This window comes from Saccharopolyspora rhizosphaerae (assembly GCF_003931915.1).
GTDB classification, from domain to species: Bacteria; Actinomycetota; Actinomycetes; order Mycobacteriales; family Pseudonocardiaceae; genus Saccharopolyspora; species Saccharopolyspora rhizosphaerae.
This window is the reverse complement of sequence record NZ_RSAA01000020.1, coordinates 56,182-70,743: the sequence shown is the minus strand read 5'-3', so window position 1 is coordinate 70,743 and position 14,562 is coordinate 56,182. Positions and strand designations below refer to the sequence as shown.

Here is a 14,562-nt window from a genome sequence, read left to right as displayed (position 1 = left end):
GCACTCGTCGGGGTATGCGGAGGTGCGCGGTGGCCGTGGTGGAGGTTCAACTACCGCCTGCGCGGTACGAGTTCGGTGGTGACGAGTTCGTCTTCGTCGAGATCGACCGCGAGATGAGCTTGCAGGCCAACCTCAAGGCCATGGCGATCACCGGAGCCCTGCGTCAGGAGAACATCGACGGGGTCATCGACATCTGCCCCTCGAACGCCTCCTACCTCGTGCGGCTCGACCCGGACCGCCTGCACCCCGCGGACCTGGTGTCGGAGCTGCAGCGGCTGGAGCACACCGCCGGTGAGCTGAGCAGCGACGACGCCGTGCAGACGCGGATCGTCGACGTTCCGGTGCTCTTCGACGACCCGTGGACCCGCGAAACGCTGATGCGGTTCCGCGACCGCCACCAGGACCCCGAGGTCACCGACCTCGAGTACGCCGCGCGGATCAACGGCTTCCGGGACGTCCCCTCGCTGATCGACTCGATCACGGCGGCGCCCTTCTTGGTCACCATGCTCGGCTTCGTGCCCGGCCTGCCGTTCTGCTACCAGATGGTCGAGCGGGAGAAGCAGATCGAGGTCCCCAAGTACGTGCGACCGCGCACCGACACCCCGGAGCGCGCGTTCGGCTACGGCGGCGCGTTCGCGGTGGTCTACCCGGTGCGCGGGGCCGGTGGGTACCAGCTGTTCGGGATCGCTCCGGCCCCGGTGTTCGACCTCTCGCAGCGGTTGCCCGACTTCGCCGACGACATCGCCTTCCCGCGGCCGAGCGACGTGCTGCGGTACCGGGCAATCGACCGCGACGAGTACGAACGCACCCGTGCGGAGGTGGAGGCCGGCCGGTTTCGCTACCGCATCCGCGAGGCGGAACTGGTGCCCGCCGAGCTGCTGGCGGACCCGAACGCGGTCAACGCCCGGCTGTTGGAGGTGCTCTACCGGTGAACACGCTGATCGTGCGCAAGGGTGGGCTGTCCACGACCGTCCAGGACTCCGGCCGGGACGGCCAGTACGCCATCGGCATGCCGCCCTCGGGAGCGATGGACCAGTACTCCTTCACCGTGGCCAACATGCTCGTGGGCAACCCCGATGGTGCCGCGGCGCTGGAAGCGACCTACATCGGGCCTGAGCTGGAGTTCACCGACGAGCGCAGCGTCGCGGTGACCGGCGCCGACATCGGGGTCACCATCAACGGTGAACCCGCCTCCACCTGGCGGACGCTGCGGGTGTCGGCCGGGGACGTCCTCGCGGTGCAGCAGGTCCGGGCCGGCGCCCGTCCTTACCTCGCGATCAGCGGCGGGGTGGACGTGCCGCTGTACCTCGGTTCGCGCTCCACCTACATGCTCACCGGTATCGGTGGTTTCGAAGGGCGCGCGCTGGCCGACGGCGACCGGGTGCCGCTCGGCGCGAGCACGGCCGCTCCGCCGGCGGGCACCGAGGTGCCGGCGGAACTGCGGCCGGAGTTCCCCGAGCGGACCGTGCTGCGCCTGGTCGTCGGGCTGTGCGCGTACCGGCTCACCGAACGCGCGCTGGAGTCGTTCCTGAGCACCGAGTGGAAGGTGACCAAGGACGCCGACCGGGTGGGCTACCGCTTGCGCGGCGGGTCGCTGGAGTTCATCGAGCGCGAGCAGCCCTTCGGCGCGGGCAGCGACCAGGCCAACGTCGTCGACCTCGGCTACCCCGTCGGGTCCGTCCAGGTCCCGGGCGGCGACGAACCGATCGTGCTGCTCAACGACGCGGTCACCGGTGGGGGCTACGCGACCATCGGCACGGTGATCTCGGTCGACCGGGACCGGATGGCGCAGGCCCGGACCGGCGGCAAGGTGCACTTCGAGCAGGTGGACGTCAACGAAGCGGTGGCGGCCCGGCACCAGCGGCGTGCACGGCTGGAGAAGGCGCGGGCGGCGGTCGCGACCGCCTGAGGACAGGAGGAGTCTATGTCCACAGTGGATGCTCAGATGCCCGGGGTCTTCTACCGGCGTCCGTCGCCCGACGCGGACCCCTACATCGAACCGGGCACCGTCGTGCAGCCCGGCCAGACGCTCGGGCTCATCGAGGTGATGAAGACCTTCAACGAGATCAAGGCCGAGAAGGCGTGCCGCGTCAAGGAGGTCCTGCTCGAGGACGGCGAGGAAGTCGACATCGGACAGTCCATGTTCGAGGTCGATGACGCATGAGCGGGGTGCAGCGGGTCCTCGTGGCCAACCGGGGCGAGATCGCCGTCCGGATCATCCGCGCCTGCCACGTGGCGGGTCTGGAAGCGGTGGCGGTCTACTCCGACGCCGACGAGAACTCGCGGTGCGTCCACATGGCCGACCACGCGGTGCACATCGGCCGCTCCGTAGCCCAGAAGTCGTACCTCGACCCGGACGCGCTGCTCAAGGCGGCGCGCACCGCTGAGGTCGACGCCGTGCACCCCGGGTACGGGTTCCTCTCCGAGAGCGGTGCGTTCGCCAGGGCGGTCGAGGACGCGGGGTTCGTCTTCGTCGGGCCGCGCCCGTCCGTGCTCGAGCAGATGGGGGACAAAGCGGCCGCGCGTGCCGCCGCGACCGCCGCCGGTGTCCCGGTGGTCCCGGGAACCGAGCCGATCGACGACCCCGAGGACATCCGCCGGCTGGCGGACGAGATCGGCTTCCCGCTGCTGCTCAAGGCCGCCGCGGGCGGGGGAGGTCGCGGCATCCGGCCCGTGAGCAGCGTCGATGAGCTGCTCGACGCGCTGCCCGCCGCCCAGGCCGAGGCGCGGTCGGCGTTCGGGGACCCGGCGATCTACCTCGAGCGCGCGATCCAGCACGCCCGGCACGTGGAGGTGCAGGTGCTCGCCGACGGCCACGGCAACGTGGTGCACCTCTTCGAGCGGGACTGCTCGGTGCAGCGGCGCAGGCAGAAGCTCATCGAGGAAGCACCCGCTCCTGGCCTCAGCGAGGAGACCCGGCAGGCGATCACCGCGGCGGCGGTGCGACTCGCCGAGCACGTGGACTACCGCGGCGCGGGGACGGTGGAGTTCCTCGTCGACGACGCGGGCGAGTTCTACTTCATCGAGATGAACGCACGCGTGCAGGTCGAGCACCCGATCACCGAGGTGGTCACCGGTGTCGACGTCGTCGCCGAGCAGCTGCGCATCGCCGGAGGTGAGCGGCTGGCGCGGGACCAGGAGTCGATCACGCGCAGGGGAGTGGCCGTCGAGCTGCGCATCAACGCCGAAGACCCGGAGCGCGACTTCGCCCCCACCCCGGGTGAGATCACGGAGCTGGTGCTGCCGGGCGGCCCCGGGGTGCGGGTCGACACCGGCATCACCCAGGGCGACCGGATCAGCCCGTTCTACGACTCGCTCATCGCCAAGCTCATCTGCTGGGGCGAGGACCGCGAGCAGGCCTACGCGCGGGCGCGCCAGGCGCTCGCGGAGTTCCACGTCGAGGGAGTGTCCAGCACCGCAGGCCTGCACCGCACGCTCATCACCGACCCGGAGCTCACCGCGGGCCCGGTCCACACCAAGTGGCTGGAGGAGCGCCTCGGTTAAGGTGCTCGCTCCTCGGTGCGGTCGAGGAAGTCGAGGGCCGCTGTCTTGAACGCTCGGCTGGAGACGGCGTTGACGTGGTTCCTGCGTCCCAGCGAGACGTGGACCGCGCCGATCTCCTCGGCGAAAGCCGCTGCGTCCGCGGCGATCTGGTCCTCCTCACCCGCGGCGAACAACGCCGGTGCCGGGGGTGCTCCGGTGAGCCGGTGACCGGTCATGCCCTCGACGCACGGCGTGCGGTCCTCGGCCGAGAGGGCCTGCTGGACCTCGAGCATCGCCTCGCGGCGAACCGCACCACCGCCGATGCCGCCGAGCGCCAGAGCGCGGACCCGGCCGGGCGCCAGGCGCGCGAGCTCCCAGCCGACCAGCCCGCCCATGGAGTAGGTGACCGCGTCGACCTCGGGCACCTGCGCCGCGTCGAGCACCGCCAGCGCGTCGCGGGCCAGCTCGTCGGGCGAGAAGCCCGTCGCCGCCCGCTCGCTCTGGCCGTGCCCGCGCAGGTCGGTGACGACGTGGCCGCGGTCGGCGACCGCCCGCAGCCAGCCGGTGCGCTCCCACGTCCGCTCCGAGTCGGAGGCGAAGCCGTGCAGGAACAGCACCGGCCGGGGACCGGGGACGTGGTCGTACCAGAGCTTGACGCCCTCGCGCTCGATCATCGGCATCGCTCAGTCCTCCGGCGGGGTGAGCCGGACCCGGCGCTGCGGCTTGCCGTCCTCGGGGACGGTGCCGACGATGCCGGCGTGGTCCTCGACGGTGAAGGTCACCAGCGGTGCGCCCACCTCGAGCTCCTCGTCCTCGCCGACGTGCAGCCGCGTCACGCGGCCCGTCTGCGGGGACGGGATCTCCACGGCGGACTTCGTGGTCTCCAGTTCCACCAGGGGTGCGTTGCGCTCCACCAGATCGCCCTCGGCCACGAGCCATTCCAGGATCCGGGCGCTGATCAGCCCCTCACCGAGGTCGGGCAGCGGGAAGGTCACCTCAGCCACGGCGGTACTCCAATGTGGTCTGCACTGCGGTCAGGACCCGGTCGGCGCTGGGCAGGTACTCGTCCTCCAGCGCGCCGGACGGGTAGGGCACGTCGAACCCGGCCACCCGCTGCACCGGGGCTCGCAGGTCGCCGAAGCAGCGCTCGGTGATCAGCGCCGACACCTCACCGCCCAGCCCCGCGGTCAGCGGCGCTTCGTGGACGACGACCGCGCGGCGGGTGCGCGAGACCGACTCGGCCAGGCCGTCGGCGTCGATCGGCTTGAGCCAGCGCAGGTCCAGCACCTCCAGCTCGACACCGTCCTCGGCGGCCAGCTCGGCCACCTGCCGGCAGCGCGACACCATCGCACCCCAGGCGATGAGCGTGGCGTGCCTGCCCCGGCGCACCACCCGGCTGCGCCCCACCGGCAGCGTCTCGACGGGCTCGGCGGGGTCGAACTCCTCCCGCTGCCAGTAGCGGGACTTGGGCTCCATGAAGATCACCGGGTCCGGGTCGGCGATCGCCTGCCGCAGCAGGTGGTAGCCCTCCGCCGGCCCCGAGGGCGAGACGACCTTGAGCCCGGGCACGTGCGCGAACAGCGACTCCAGGCTCTCCCCGTGGTGCTCGGGAGCCTGGATGCCGCCGAAGCTGGGCAGCCGCAACGTGATCGGCATGCCCAGCGCGCCGCGGCTGCGGTAGTGCATGCGGGCGACCTGGTTGACGACCTGGTCGATCGCCGGGTAGCTGAAGCCGTCGAACTGGATCTCCGGGACCGGGCGCCAGCCGGCCATCGCCAGTCCCACCGACATGCCCATGATCGCCGATTCGGCCAGCGGGGTGTCGAAGACGCGGTGCTCGCCGAACTTCGCCTGCAGACCGTCGGTCACCCGGAACACCCCGCCGAGCGTGCCCACGTCCTCGCCGAAGACCAGAACCCGGTCGTCGTCCTCGCAGGCGTGCTGCAGCGCGGTGTTCAGCGCCTGCTGCAGGGAGAGCTCAGGCATCCTGCCACTCCTTCCAAGCGCGGTGCTGTTCGAGCAGAGCGGCGGTCGGCGCGCGGTAGACGAAGCTGAACAACTCGTCGGCCGGCGGAGCCTGCAGTCCGCGCAGCCCCTCGGTGGTCCGGGCTACGACGGCGGCCGCGTGCTCCTCGGCCTCGGTGACCTCCTCGGCCGACAGCGACTGCCCAGCGACCTCGACCGGGTCCCGCTCAGCTCGCGCGCGCTCCTCCTCGGGGCTGCGGTAGCGGCTCGGGTCGTCCGATGTGGAGTGCGGTCCGAGGCGGTAGGTCATCGCCTCGACCAGCGTCGGCCCCTCGCCCGCGCGGGCACGGTCCAACGCCTGCCGGGTCGCCTCGAACACGGCCGTGACGTCGTTGCCGTCGACCTGCAGGCCCTCGAAGCCGTACCCGGCCGCGCGTGCCGCCACCGAACCGCCTGCGACCTGGTCGGCGGTGGGCAGCGAGATCGCCCAGCCGTTGTTCTGGCAGAAGAACACCACCGGCAGCCGGTACACGCCGGCGAAGTTCATCGCCTCGTGCACGTCGCCCTGCGAGCTGGCGCCGTCGCCGAAGTAGGTCAGCGCCGCGCCGCCGGTTCCGTCGAGCTGCGCACCCATCGCCCAGCCCACCGCGTGCAGCACCGGCCCGCCCACGACGGCGTTCGGCGGCGCGAGCCGCGCGACGTTGGCGTCGTAGAGGCCGCCGTGCCAGATGTTGCGGTGCATCGCCAGGTAGGCGACCGGGTCCACCCCCATCGCCACCGCGGCGCCCAGCTCGCGGTAGGTCGGGAAGGCGAAGTCGCGGGCCAGGTCCAGCGCCGCCGCGCTCCCGACCTGCGCGGCCTCCTGGCCGCGGAGGGGAGCGTAGGCCGGCAGCACGCCCTGCCGCTGCAACGCGATGGCCTCCTCGTCGAGGCGCCGCGTCACCACCATGAGGCGGAACAGCTCGCGCAGATCTGCGTCGTCCATGTGCGAAAGCGTGCGCACCCCAGGCGCGACCGTGCAACAGGCCTTGATCGGACTGCTCATGTTGTCCGATCTGCCGCATCGGAGCGGCCTGAGGCTGTGCACGTTGTCCAGTCCGAGGAGGCAGGTACTCCGATCGCGTGGCGCGGGCGAGCCCCGGTGCGGGCCCCCGCCCCCGCAGGGCCGACGATGGCTGCATGGTCAAGCTGGACCGGTTGATCAACGTCCTCGGCGGCTACGGGGCCCACCTGGTGTGCGCTCCGCGCAGCCGGGCGACCGAACTGCGGGCGGTGGCCCTGCACGACCCGACCGAGCAGGCGCGCGGCGGTGACGAGGTGCTGCTGGCCGTCGGCGTCGACGAAGGGCGGGCGGCCGAGGTCTTGGCGCAGACCAGCGCCGTGGTCGTGGTGTTCCGGCTCGACGGGCTCGGTGAGGCGGCGCTGGCCGTGGCCCGCGACCGCGAGATCGCGGTGCTGCTGGTCGACCCCGCCGTGTCGTGGGGCCAGCTCGCCGGCGTGGTCTACGGCCTGGTGCTGGAAGGGCGCGAGACCGAGGCCGGGCGAGGGCCCACGGACCTGTTCGCGCTGGCCGACGCCCTGGCCGAGTCGCTCGGCGGACCGGTCACGATCGAGGACCACCGCTCGGGCGTGCTGGCGTACTCGCGGCGCCAGGAGGCGGCCGACCAGGCCCGGTTGGAGACGATCCTGGGCAGGCGCGTCCCCGAGGAGATCCGCCGCGAGCTCAGCGAGCGCGGCGTGTTCCGGCACCTGGCCACCTCCGACGAGCCGCTGTTCGTCGAGCCCTCGGGCTCGCGGCAGGGCCGGGCCGTGGTCGCGGTGCGGGCCGGGAAGTCCCTGCTCGGTTCGATCTGGGTCGGCACGCCGTCCCCGCTGGACGCCGAGCGCCAGTCCGCCCTAATGCAGGCCTCGCGCACCGCCGCGGCGCACCTGCTGCGCACGCGCGCGAGCGCCGACCTCGAGCGGCAGGTCGAATCGGACCTGGTGATCGGCCTCGTCGAAGGGCACTCCGACGTCGCGACCGTGCTGCGGCGGCTCGGCTTCCGCGGCGACCGCTTCCGCGTCGTCGCCGTCCAAGCCCACAACCAGGGCGAGCACGACTCGGCCGCGCTCCTGGTCTTCGAGCTCGCCACGGTGGGCTTCGGGTGGTCGCGCCCGGGGCGGAGCGCGCTGTTCGCCAACACCGTCTACACGATCCTGCCGCACGAGGACGGCGCCCCGGCGCGCGAGTGGGTGCGGGCGCTCGCGCGCGAGATGCCCGCAGGCGTCGAGGTCTTCGCCGGCATCGGCGGTGCCGCGGGCCTGGACGAGCTCGTCGACAGCAGGCGGGAGGCCGACGAGAGCCTCGCCGTCCACGCCGCGAAGCCAGCGGGCTCGCCCGCCGTGGTCTACGACGACTCCTGGCACGAGGTCCTGCTGCGCCGCCTGCAGCGCGTCGCCGCGAGCGGGCGGGCGCCCGAGCGCGGTCCGGTGGCGCGGCTGCGCCGCCACGACCGCGAGCACGGCGGGCACCTGATCGCGACCCTGCGGACGTGGCTGGAGGTGCAGGGCGACCTCGGTGCCGCGGCCGCGCGCCTCGAGATCCACCCGAACACCGTCCGCAACCGGATGCGCAGAGCGACGCAGGTCGGCTCGCTGGACCTGGACGACCCCGACACCCGGCTCGCGCTGATCATCGCCCTCGCCGCCGACCAGTAGTGGGACCAGCACAACTCGCCCGCGGTTAGTTGTGCCAAATCCACATCGCGCTCGTCGTCCGGCGCGAGCATCCTCGGGACCAGGAGGGAGACGAGCATGGGTTCTGCAGCGAACGCGCCGCGCACGGCCGTCGTCGTCGGTGCCGGCGTGGTCGGCCTGTCGACCGCGTGGTTCTTGCAGGAGCGCGGGGTCGACGTCACGGTGGTGGACCGGCGCGGAGTCGCCTCCGGCGCCTCGTGGGGCAACGCGGGGTACCTCGCCCCGGCGTTCAGCGTCCCGCTGCCCGAACCGGAGGTGCTGCGCTACGGCCTGCGCTCGCTGTTCGACCCCGCCGCGCCGCTGTACGTGCCCCGCACGCCGGACCCCGGGTTGTGGGCGTTCCTGGCGCGCTTCGCGCGGAACTGCACGCGCGGCCGCTGGCAGCGCTCCATGCGGGCACTGGCGGAGATCAACGCCGACGCCCTCGACGCCTTCGACGAGCTGGACAAGGGCGGTGTGAGCGCCCCGACCCACACCGCTCCGGTCGTCGCGGCGTTCGACGACGCCGCCCAAGCAGGCGGACTCCGCGCCGAGTTCGACAGGACTCGCCGCAGCGGGCAGGAAACGCGGCTCGGTGAAGCGACCACGAGCGACGTGCCGCAGCTGTCGTCGAAGGTGACGACGGTGCTCAAGATCGAGGACCAGCGCCACGTCGACCCCGGTGAGTACACCAGGTCGCTCGCCAAGGCGGTCGAGGAGCGCGGCGGCCGCGTCCACAGCGACTTCACCGCGCGCGACGTCCGCCGCGAGGGCGGCCGCCTGGTCGTGGAATCCGAGCAGGGCGAGCGGTTCTCGGCCGATGCCGTCGTGCTGGCCACGGGTGCGTGGCTCCCGCAGCTGGCCGCGAAGGTCGGTGTGCAGCGGCAGGTCCGGGCCGGCCGCGGTTACTCGTTCACCGTGCCGACCGACGAACCCGTGCCGTGCCCGGTCTACCTCCCGACCGTGCGGGTCGCCTGCACGCCCTACCAGGGCGCGCTGCGGGTGGCCGGGACCATGGAGTTCCGCGCACCGGACGCCGAGCTCGACCGCCGGCGGATCGAGGCGATCGTGCGCTCAGCACGGCCGTTCCTGCGGGGCGTCGACTGGGACCGCCGCCACGACGACTGGGTCGGCCCGAGGCCGGTCACCACGGACGGCCTGCCGCTGATCGGCGCTTCGGCACTGCCCGGCGTCCACGTCGCCGGCGGACACGGGATGTGGGGGCTCACCCTCGGACCGATCACCGGGCGGCTGCTGTCCGACCAGATCGTGACCGGCGAACGCGTCGGCGCGCTCCGTCCGTTCGACCCGCTGCGATGACCGGCGAGCTGTCCGCGTCGGAGCGCAGCGAACTCGAGTGGTTGCGCAAGGAGAACAAGCTCCTGCGCACCGAGAAGGAGGTGCTCCTCCGGATCGCCACCGAGTACGCCCTCGAAACCAGCGCACCCGCACCGCCGAACACCGGAAGCTGATCGTCGCCCGTGGAGGTCACCATGCCGGAGTGGTGCGAACTCGTCCTCGCGACCCTCGCCTTCGTCCTGCTCGCCGTGCAGCACCGGCTCGTCCGGCGAGCGCACGATCTCCGGAACCGGGGTTCGTGACGGGGAGTTCACCGGCCGCACGGGTGTGGTCGTGAAAACCTGGCTCGAGCAGTGGGTCCTCGCCGCGCGTGCGCGGTGACCGGCGGTGCTCACTGGACTGGTCAGCGGCTGCCCGAGGGTGGGGCCCTGGCAGAGACCCGAAGGGAACCGCTCGGGGACGGCGCTGGTGAGGTTCCCCGAGCCCCTCCCTCCGGCGGGAACCTCGCCACGCTCCTCCCGCGGCGCAGTGGTCGATCTCGACGGCGCCGAACGGGCGAAACCCGGGCACGCCGCGCGAGCGGCTCCCCCCAGCGCGACGCTGCGCCTACGGTGTAGCCAGGTGCACTCGGCTTGGGGGAGCGGCGATGGCCCTGGGAACGCGGTTCGCGGCAGCGGTTCTGGGAGCACTGGTGGCCGTGACGACCTCCTCGGCGTGCGCCGAGGAACCGCCCCAGGGCGGGGGCGAGACCGCACCGGCGCGCTCCGGTCCGACCACGGTCGTCGACCGGTTGGTGACGCCGTGGTCGGTGGTGTTCGCGGGCGAGACGCCGATCATCAGCGAGCGCGACACCGGCCGGATCCTCGAAGTCGACCCGGCGGGGCGTGCGCGGGAGATCGGCGTGGTCGCCGGTGTCGTGGCGGAGGGGGAGAGCGGCCTGCTCGGCCTGGCGCTCAGCCCGGACGGTTTCCTCCACGCCTACTCGACCGGTGCCGACGGCAACCGCATCCAACGCTACCCGCTCTCCGGTGCGCCCGGGTCGTTCCAGCTCGGCGCCGAGCAGACGATCCTGGCCGGGCTGCCCTCGGCCCACTTCCACGACGGTGGGCGAATCGCTTTCGGGCCCGACGGCATGCTCTACGCCACCGTCGGCGAAGCCGGAAACCGCCCCGACGCGCAGGACTTGGCCAGCCTCGGCGGCAAGATCCTGCGCATGACCCCGGACGGAGGCGTCCCGCCGGACAACCCGTTCCCGGGCTCGCTGGTCTACAGCTACGGGCACCGCAACCCGCAGGGGATCGCCTGGGCACCCGACGGGACCCTGTACGCCTCCGAATTCGGTCAGAACACCTGGGACGAGCTCAACGTCATCGTGCCGGGCGGCAACTACGGGTGGCCCACCGTCGAAGGCATCGCCGGACGGCCGGAGTTCACCGACCCGGTCCAGCAGTGGGGCACCGCGGACGCCAGCCCTAGCGGCATCGCCGTCCACGGCGGCTCGATCTACCTGGCCAACCTGCGGGGCGAGCGGCTGCGCGAGGTCCCTCTCGCCGACCCGGGCACCTCGACCGAGCACTTCGTCGGCGAGTTCGGCCGCTTGCGCGACGTCGTCGTCGCTCCGGACGGCGCGCTGCGCGTGCTCACCAGCAACACCGACGGCCGCGGCGCACCCGCGCCGGGCGACGACCGGATGCTGACGGTGCAGGCTCCATGACCCCGGGCCGAAAGCCTCTGGCCCGCAGGAGGTGGTGGTCCCACGGTGGTCGCATCCGGATGTCCAGGAGGGGCCGACACCATGACCACCCGCAGTGCCCAGGCCGTCGACCACCGCGGCTTCGACAACCCCGACGAGGTACGCCAGTTCGAACACGGGCGCTCGGAGGTGCTGCACATGGGCGGTGGCACCATCGGGCGGCACGTGTTGCACCCCGGCTGGCGGTGGCGTGATGATGTCAAGCCCCTCGCCGGTACGGAGTGGTGCGAGGCACCCCACTTCCAGTACCACGTCGCCGGAACGTTGCACGTGCAGATGTCCGACGGCACCGAGTTCGACCTCGGTCCCGGCACGGTCAGTTCCCTGCCGGCAGGCCACGACGCCTGGGTCGCGGGAGACGAGGACGTCGTCCTGGTCGACTGGTACGGAGCCAGCGATTACGCGAAGCGGCGTTGAGGGTAGTGCGTAGTCGTCTGGGAAGGTGTCTGAACGGGGATGACGGACGTGGGAATCGACGCGGGAGGAGTGCGCGCTGCGTGCTCGCTGGCGGATTGCGTGCCGTCGCTGTTGGCGGCGAAGCCGTGGCGGTGGAACCACCACGGCGACTCGTTGCAGCTGCGGCTGGACACCTCCCCGGAGCTGCCGGAGTCGGATCCGGCGGCGCGGGCGTCGGTCATCGCCTGCGGCGCGGCACTGCACCACGCGGCGCTGGCGCTGCGCGCGCAGGGCTCGCGAATTCAGGTCGACCGCTTGCCGCTCCCGGAGGACCCGAGCTTGCTGGGCCAGATAAGGATCCTGGGTACCCGCGATCCCGTCCCCGCTGATCGCGCGCTGGCGCGAGCAGCGCGACGCCGGCACCTCGACAAGCGGAGTTTCGCGCCCATGCCGGTCCCGCCCGGGTTGCTCGTGGACGTCGAGTCGGTGAGCGATGCCGCCGACATCACGGTGATCACCGGCGAGCAGCAGTGCGCGCTGTCGCGGGCGTTCACCATGGCAGCGATGATCCACGCCGCCACCGAAGCTTCCCGAGCCGAACTCATCGGTGCGCGGCTCACCGAACGCGACACGCCCGAGTCGGCGGGCAGTCTGCTGCTGATCAGCACGCCCACCGACGACAGGGAAGCGCACTTGCGGGCCGGTGAGGCGCTGGGCGCCGTGCTGTGCTGGGCGGAGCTCGCCGGACTGGCCGCGTGGCCGTGCAACGAAGCGTTCGAAGTCCCCCGGACCCGAGCCGCGGCGAAGCGGGAAGTGCTCGGCGACGCCGCCCACCCGCAACTGGTCGTGCGCCTCGGCTGGCCGGCCGCCCGCGGTTGACCGGAAGCTCAGCGCTCTCCGGGTTCGCGCACGACGACGACCGGGCAGCGCGCGTGGTGCACGACGTTCTGGCCGACCGATCCCAGCAGCGCCTCGGTGAACCCGCCGTGACCGCGGTTGCCGACCACGATCAGGTCGGCCTCGGACTCCTCGGCCAGGTCCAGCAGCGCACGTGCCGGGTGGCCGGAGGCGACGTTCTTGCTCACCGGGACGGCCGGCTCGGCACCCAGGACCTCGGTGATGACCTCGTCCAAGTTGGCCGCGGTCCGCCGCGAGAGGTCCTCGCTGTCCGGCACCTCCCAGTTGTAGATCAGCGGGGCGTCCCAGGCCATGACGGTGACCAGGGACCCGCCCACCAGTTCCGCGTGCCACGCGGCCCAGCGCAGCGCGGCCCTCGACGCGGGTGAGCCGTCCACGCCGACGACCACCGTGTACTGATGACCTTCCATCACATGCGAGTACCCAGCGTGGCCGGACCGCGAAACGGCGTGCGGCTCCCACCAGTCGGACGGGGGAGCTGTGAGAACAAAGACGATGGGCTGCTCCCGAGCGTCCGAGGTGGTTGCATGGCCCCTCGGCACCTGGACCGGCTCAACCGGTCCAGCGACCGAAGGCAACACTCCGGAGGAAGGGAACCGATGGGCCACGGGGCTTTCGAGAAGACCTACGCGGCGGCCGAGGACCGCTACGAAACGATGGAGTTCCGGCGCGCGGGGGCGTCCGGCTTGGACTTGCCCGCGTTCTCCTTCGGCCTGTGGCAGAAGTTCGGCTTCGACTACCCGTACGAAACGCAGCGCGACATCGTGCTGCACGCCTTCGACATCGGCATCACGCACTTCGACAACGCCGACCGCTACGGGCCGCCGCACCGCGCCGCGCAGAAGTTCTTCGGCAGGGTGCTGGCCCAGGACCTGGCGCCCTACCGCGATGAGCTGATCCTGTCGACCAAGGCGGGCAACCCCATCGGCCCCGGTCCGTACCAGAAGGGCGGTTCCCGCAAGTCGCTGCTGTCGTCGCTGGACCACAGCTTGCGCGACTTCGGGACCGACTACGTCGACATCTTCTACAGCCACAGCCCGGACGAGACCACCCCGCTGGAGGAGACGGTCGGTGCGCTGGTCAGCGCGGTGCGGCAGGGCAAGGCGCTCTACGTCGGCATCTCCAACTACCAGCCGGAACGCGCCCACCGCGCCGCCGAGCTGCTGCGCCATGAGGGGGTTCCGCTGCTGGTCCACCAGCCGCGGTACTCGATCTTCGACCGCACGCCGGAGAAGAACGGCCTGCTCGACCTCGCCGCCGAGGACGGTTTCGGCCTCGTCGTCTACTCGCCGCTGGCGCAGGGGTTGTTGACCGACAAGTACCTCCGGGACATCCCCTCCGGGGCCCGGGCGGAGAACAGCGCGTTCCTGTCGCCGGACGTCATCGACGACACCTACCGCTCCCGCGCCGCCGCCCTCAACGAGCTCGCCCAGAAGCGGGGGCAAACCCTGGCGCAGCTCGCCCTGCAGTGGGTCCTGCGGCGTCCGGAGGTCACCTCCGCCCTCATCGGCGCCAGCTCGGTGTGGCAGCTCGACCACAACGTCCAGGCGCTGGAGTTCCCGCCGCTGACCGACGACGAGCTCGCCATCATCGAGGAGCACGGAGTCCACGGCACCGGCCTCAAGCAGTGACCGCCCGCTGAGCACGCGCTCGGCTCAGCGGCGCCAGGAGCTGACCCGAGCAGCTCGGCGCCTGCTCCATGCACGGCCACGAGGACGTGTCACCTGAGTGGGGGTCGGCGCACATGTCGCGCGAGATGTCACGCCCTTCCCTCGTCAGGGGTGACGGCGTCGCTCAGAACCCGCGGCGGCGCGGGGGTGGCCCGGCCCTGGACAGGTCAGGCTGATTCCACCGCCAGCCTCGAAGTGCACATCTCGCACGAAGCGCACCTCTTCGCTGGGGGTTTCGGCGCTGACGGACGACGAGCTCGCCCTCTCGAGGCGCGTGGAGTCCTCGGCGCCGGCCTCAGGTGGTGGGTGCCGGCTGAGCACGTGCTCCGCTCGGCGGCGCCAGGAGCTGACGTGAGCAGCTCG

16 protein-coding genes are annotated in these 14,562 nt (G+C 72.1%); 11 read left to right on the top strand and 5 right to left on the bottom strand.

Annotation, left to right across the window (positions count from 1 at the left end):
- Positions 1-29: 29 nt before the first annotated feature.
- The 4 genes from EIL87_RS20420 to EIL87_RS20405 are packed head-to-tail and all read left to right on the top strand — an operon-like array spanning position 30 to position 3,504.
- Complete coding sequence (locus EIL87_RS20420) at positions 30-932, top strand: 5-oxoprolinase subunit B family protein (RefSeq protein WP_125092194.1); 903 nt, start codon at positions 30-32, stop codon at positions 930-932.
- Complete coding sequence (locus EIL87_RS20415) at positions 929-1,909, top strand: 5-oxoprolinase subunit C family protein (protein WP_125092193.1); 981 nt, start codon at positions 929-931, stop codon at positions 1,907-1,909. The genes EIL87_RS20420 and EIL87_RS20415 overlap by 4 nt, the downstream gene beginning before the upstream one ends.
- Before the next feature lie 15 nt (positions 1,910-1,924).
- A complete protein-coding gene (locus EIL87_RS20410) occupies positions 1,925-2,164 on the top strand; it encodes an acetyl-CoA carboxylase (protein ID WP_125092192.1) in 240 nt (79 codons plus the stop codon).
- The gene (locus tag EIL87_RS20405) at positions 2,161-3,504 is read left to right on the top strand and encodes an acetyl-CoA carboxylase biotin carboxylase subunit (protein ID WP_125092191.1); all 1,344 of its coding nucleotides are present in this window, start codon (positions 2,161-2,163) and stop codon (positions 3,502-3,504) included. Before EIL87_RS20410 ends, EIL87_RS20405 begins: the two co-directional genes overlap by 4 nt.
- Here EIL87_RS20405 and EIL87_RS20400 read toward each other — a convergent pair.
- The 4 genes from EIL87_RS20400 to EIL87_RS20385 are packed head-to-tail and all read right to left on the bottom strand — an operon-like array spanning position 3,501 to position 6,433.
- A complete protein-coding gene (locus tag EIL87_RS20400; RefSeq protein WP_125092190.1) occupies positions 3,501-4,163 on the bottom strand; it encodes an alpha/beta fold hydrolase in 663 nt (220 codons plus the stop codon). The genes EIL87_RS20405 and EIL87_RS20400 overlap by 4 nt on opposite strands.
- 3 nt (positions 4,164-4,166) lie before the next feature.
- Complete coding sequence (locus EIL87_RS20395; RefSeq protein ID WP_125092189.1) at positions 4,167-4,487, bottom strand: biotin/lipoyl-containing protein; 321 nt, start codon at positions 4,485-4,487, stop codon at positions 4,167-4,169.
- On the bottom strand, positions 4,480-5,469 hold the full coding sequence (locus EIL87_RS20390; protein WP_125092188.1) for an alpha-ketoacid dehydrogenase subunit beta: 990 nt from the start codon (positions 5,467-5,469) through the stop codon (positions 4,480-4,482). Before EIL87_RS20390 ends, EIL87_RS20395 begins: the two co-directional genes overlap by 8 nt.
- Positions 5,462-6,433 carry a thiamine pyrophosphate-dependent enzyme gene (locus EIL87_RS20385; protein WP_233576410.1) on the bottom strand — a complete coding sequence of 324 codons (972 nt, stop codon included), beginning with the start codon at positions 6,431-6,433 and terminating at the stop codon, positions 5,462-5,464. Before EIL87_RS20385 ends, EIL87_RS20390 begins: the two co-directional genes overlap by 8 nt.
- Before the next feature lie 194 nt (positions 6,434-6,627).
- Between EIL87_RS20385 and EIL87_RS20380 the strand changes: the two genes are divergently transcribed.
- The 6 genes from EIL87_RS20380 to EIL87_RS20360 all read left to right on the top strand — a co-directional run bounded on the left by EIL87_RS20380 (position 6,628) and on the right by EIL87_RS20360 (position 12,490).
- Positions 6,628-8,145: a PucR family transcriptional regulator gene (locus EIL87_RS20380; RefSeq protein WP_125092187.1), complete on the top strand. Its 1,518-nt coding sequence runs from the start codon at positions 6,628-6,630 to the stop codon at positions 8,143-8,145.
- Positions 8,146-8,241: 96 nt separating this feature from the next.
- Positions 8,242-9,483, top strand: a complete 1,242-nt coding sequence (locus EIL87_RS20375) for an NAD(P)/FAD-dependent oxidoreductase (RefSeq protein ID WP_125092186.1) — start codon at positions 8,242-8,244, stop codon at positions 9,481-9,483.
- Complete coding sequence (locus tag EIL87_RS27130; protein WP_199740528.1) at positions 9,480-9,635, top strand: hypothetical protein; 156 nt, start codon at positions 9,480-9,482, stop codon at positions 9,633-9,635. Before EIL87_RS20375 ends, EIL87_RS27130 begins: the two co-directional genes overlap by 4 nt.
- Before the next feature lie 473 nt (positions 9,636-10,108).
- Positions 10,109-11,176: a PQQ-dependent sugar dehydrogenase gene (locus EIL87_RS20370; protein WP_125092185.1), complete on the top strand. Its 1,068-nt coding sequence runs from the start codon at positions 10,109-10,111 to the stop codon at positions 11,174-11,176.
- A gap of 81 nt (positions 11,177-11,257) precedes the next feature.
- Positions 11,258-11,632 carry a cupin domain-containing protein gene (locus EIL87_RS20365; protein ID WP_125092184.1) on the top strand — a complete coding sequence of 125 codons (375 nt, stop codon included), beginning with the start codon at positions 11,258-11,260 and terminating at the stop codon, positions 11,630-11,632.
- A gap of 39 nt (positions 11,633-11,671) precedes the next feature.
- Entirely contained in the window at positions 11,672-12,490 is an 819-nt protein-coding gene (locus EIL87_RS20360; RefSeq protein ID WP_125092183.1) for a hypothetical protein, read from the top strand.
- A gap of 8 nt (positions 12,491-12,498) precedes the next feature.
- On the opposite strand, the gene EIL87_RS20355 is transcribed toward EIL87_RS20360, so the two are convergent.
- Entirely contained in the window at positions 12,499-12,939 is a 441-nt protein-coding gene (locus EIL87_RS20355) for a universal stress protein (protein ID WP_125092182.1), read from the bottom strand.
- A gap of 189 nt (positions 12,940-13,128) precedes the next feature.
- On the opposite strand from EIL87_RS20355, the gene EIL87_RS20350 reads away from it, so the two are divergent.
- A complete protein-coding gene (locus EIL87_RS20350) occupies positions 13,129-14,160 on the top strand; it encodes an aldo/keto reductase (protein ID WP_125092181.1) in 1,032 nt (343 codons plus the stop codon).
- Positions 14,161-14,562 lie beyond the last annotated feature (402 nt).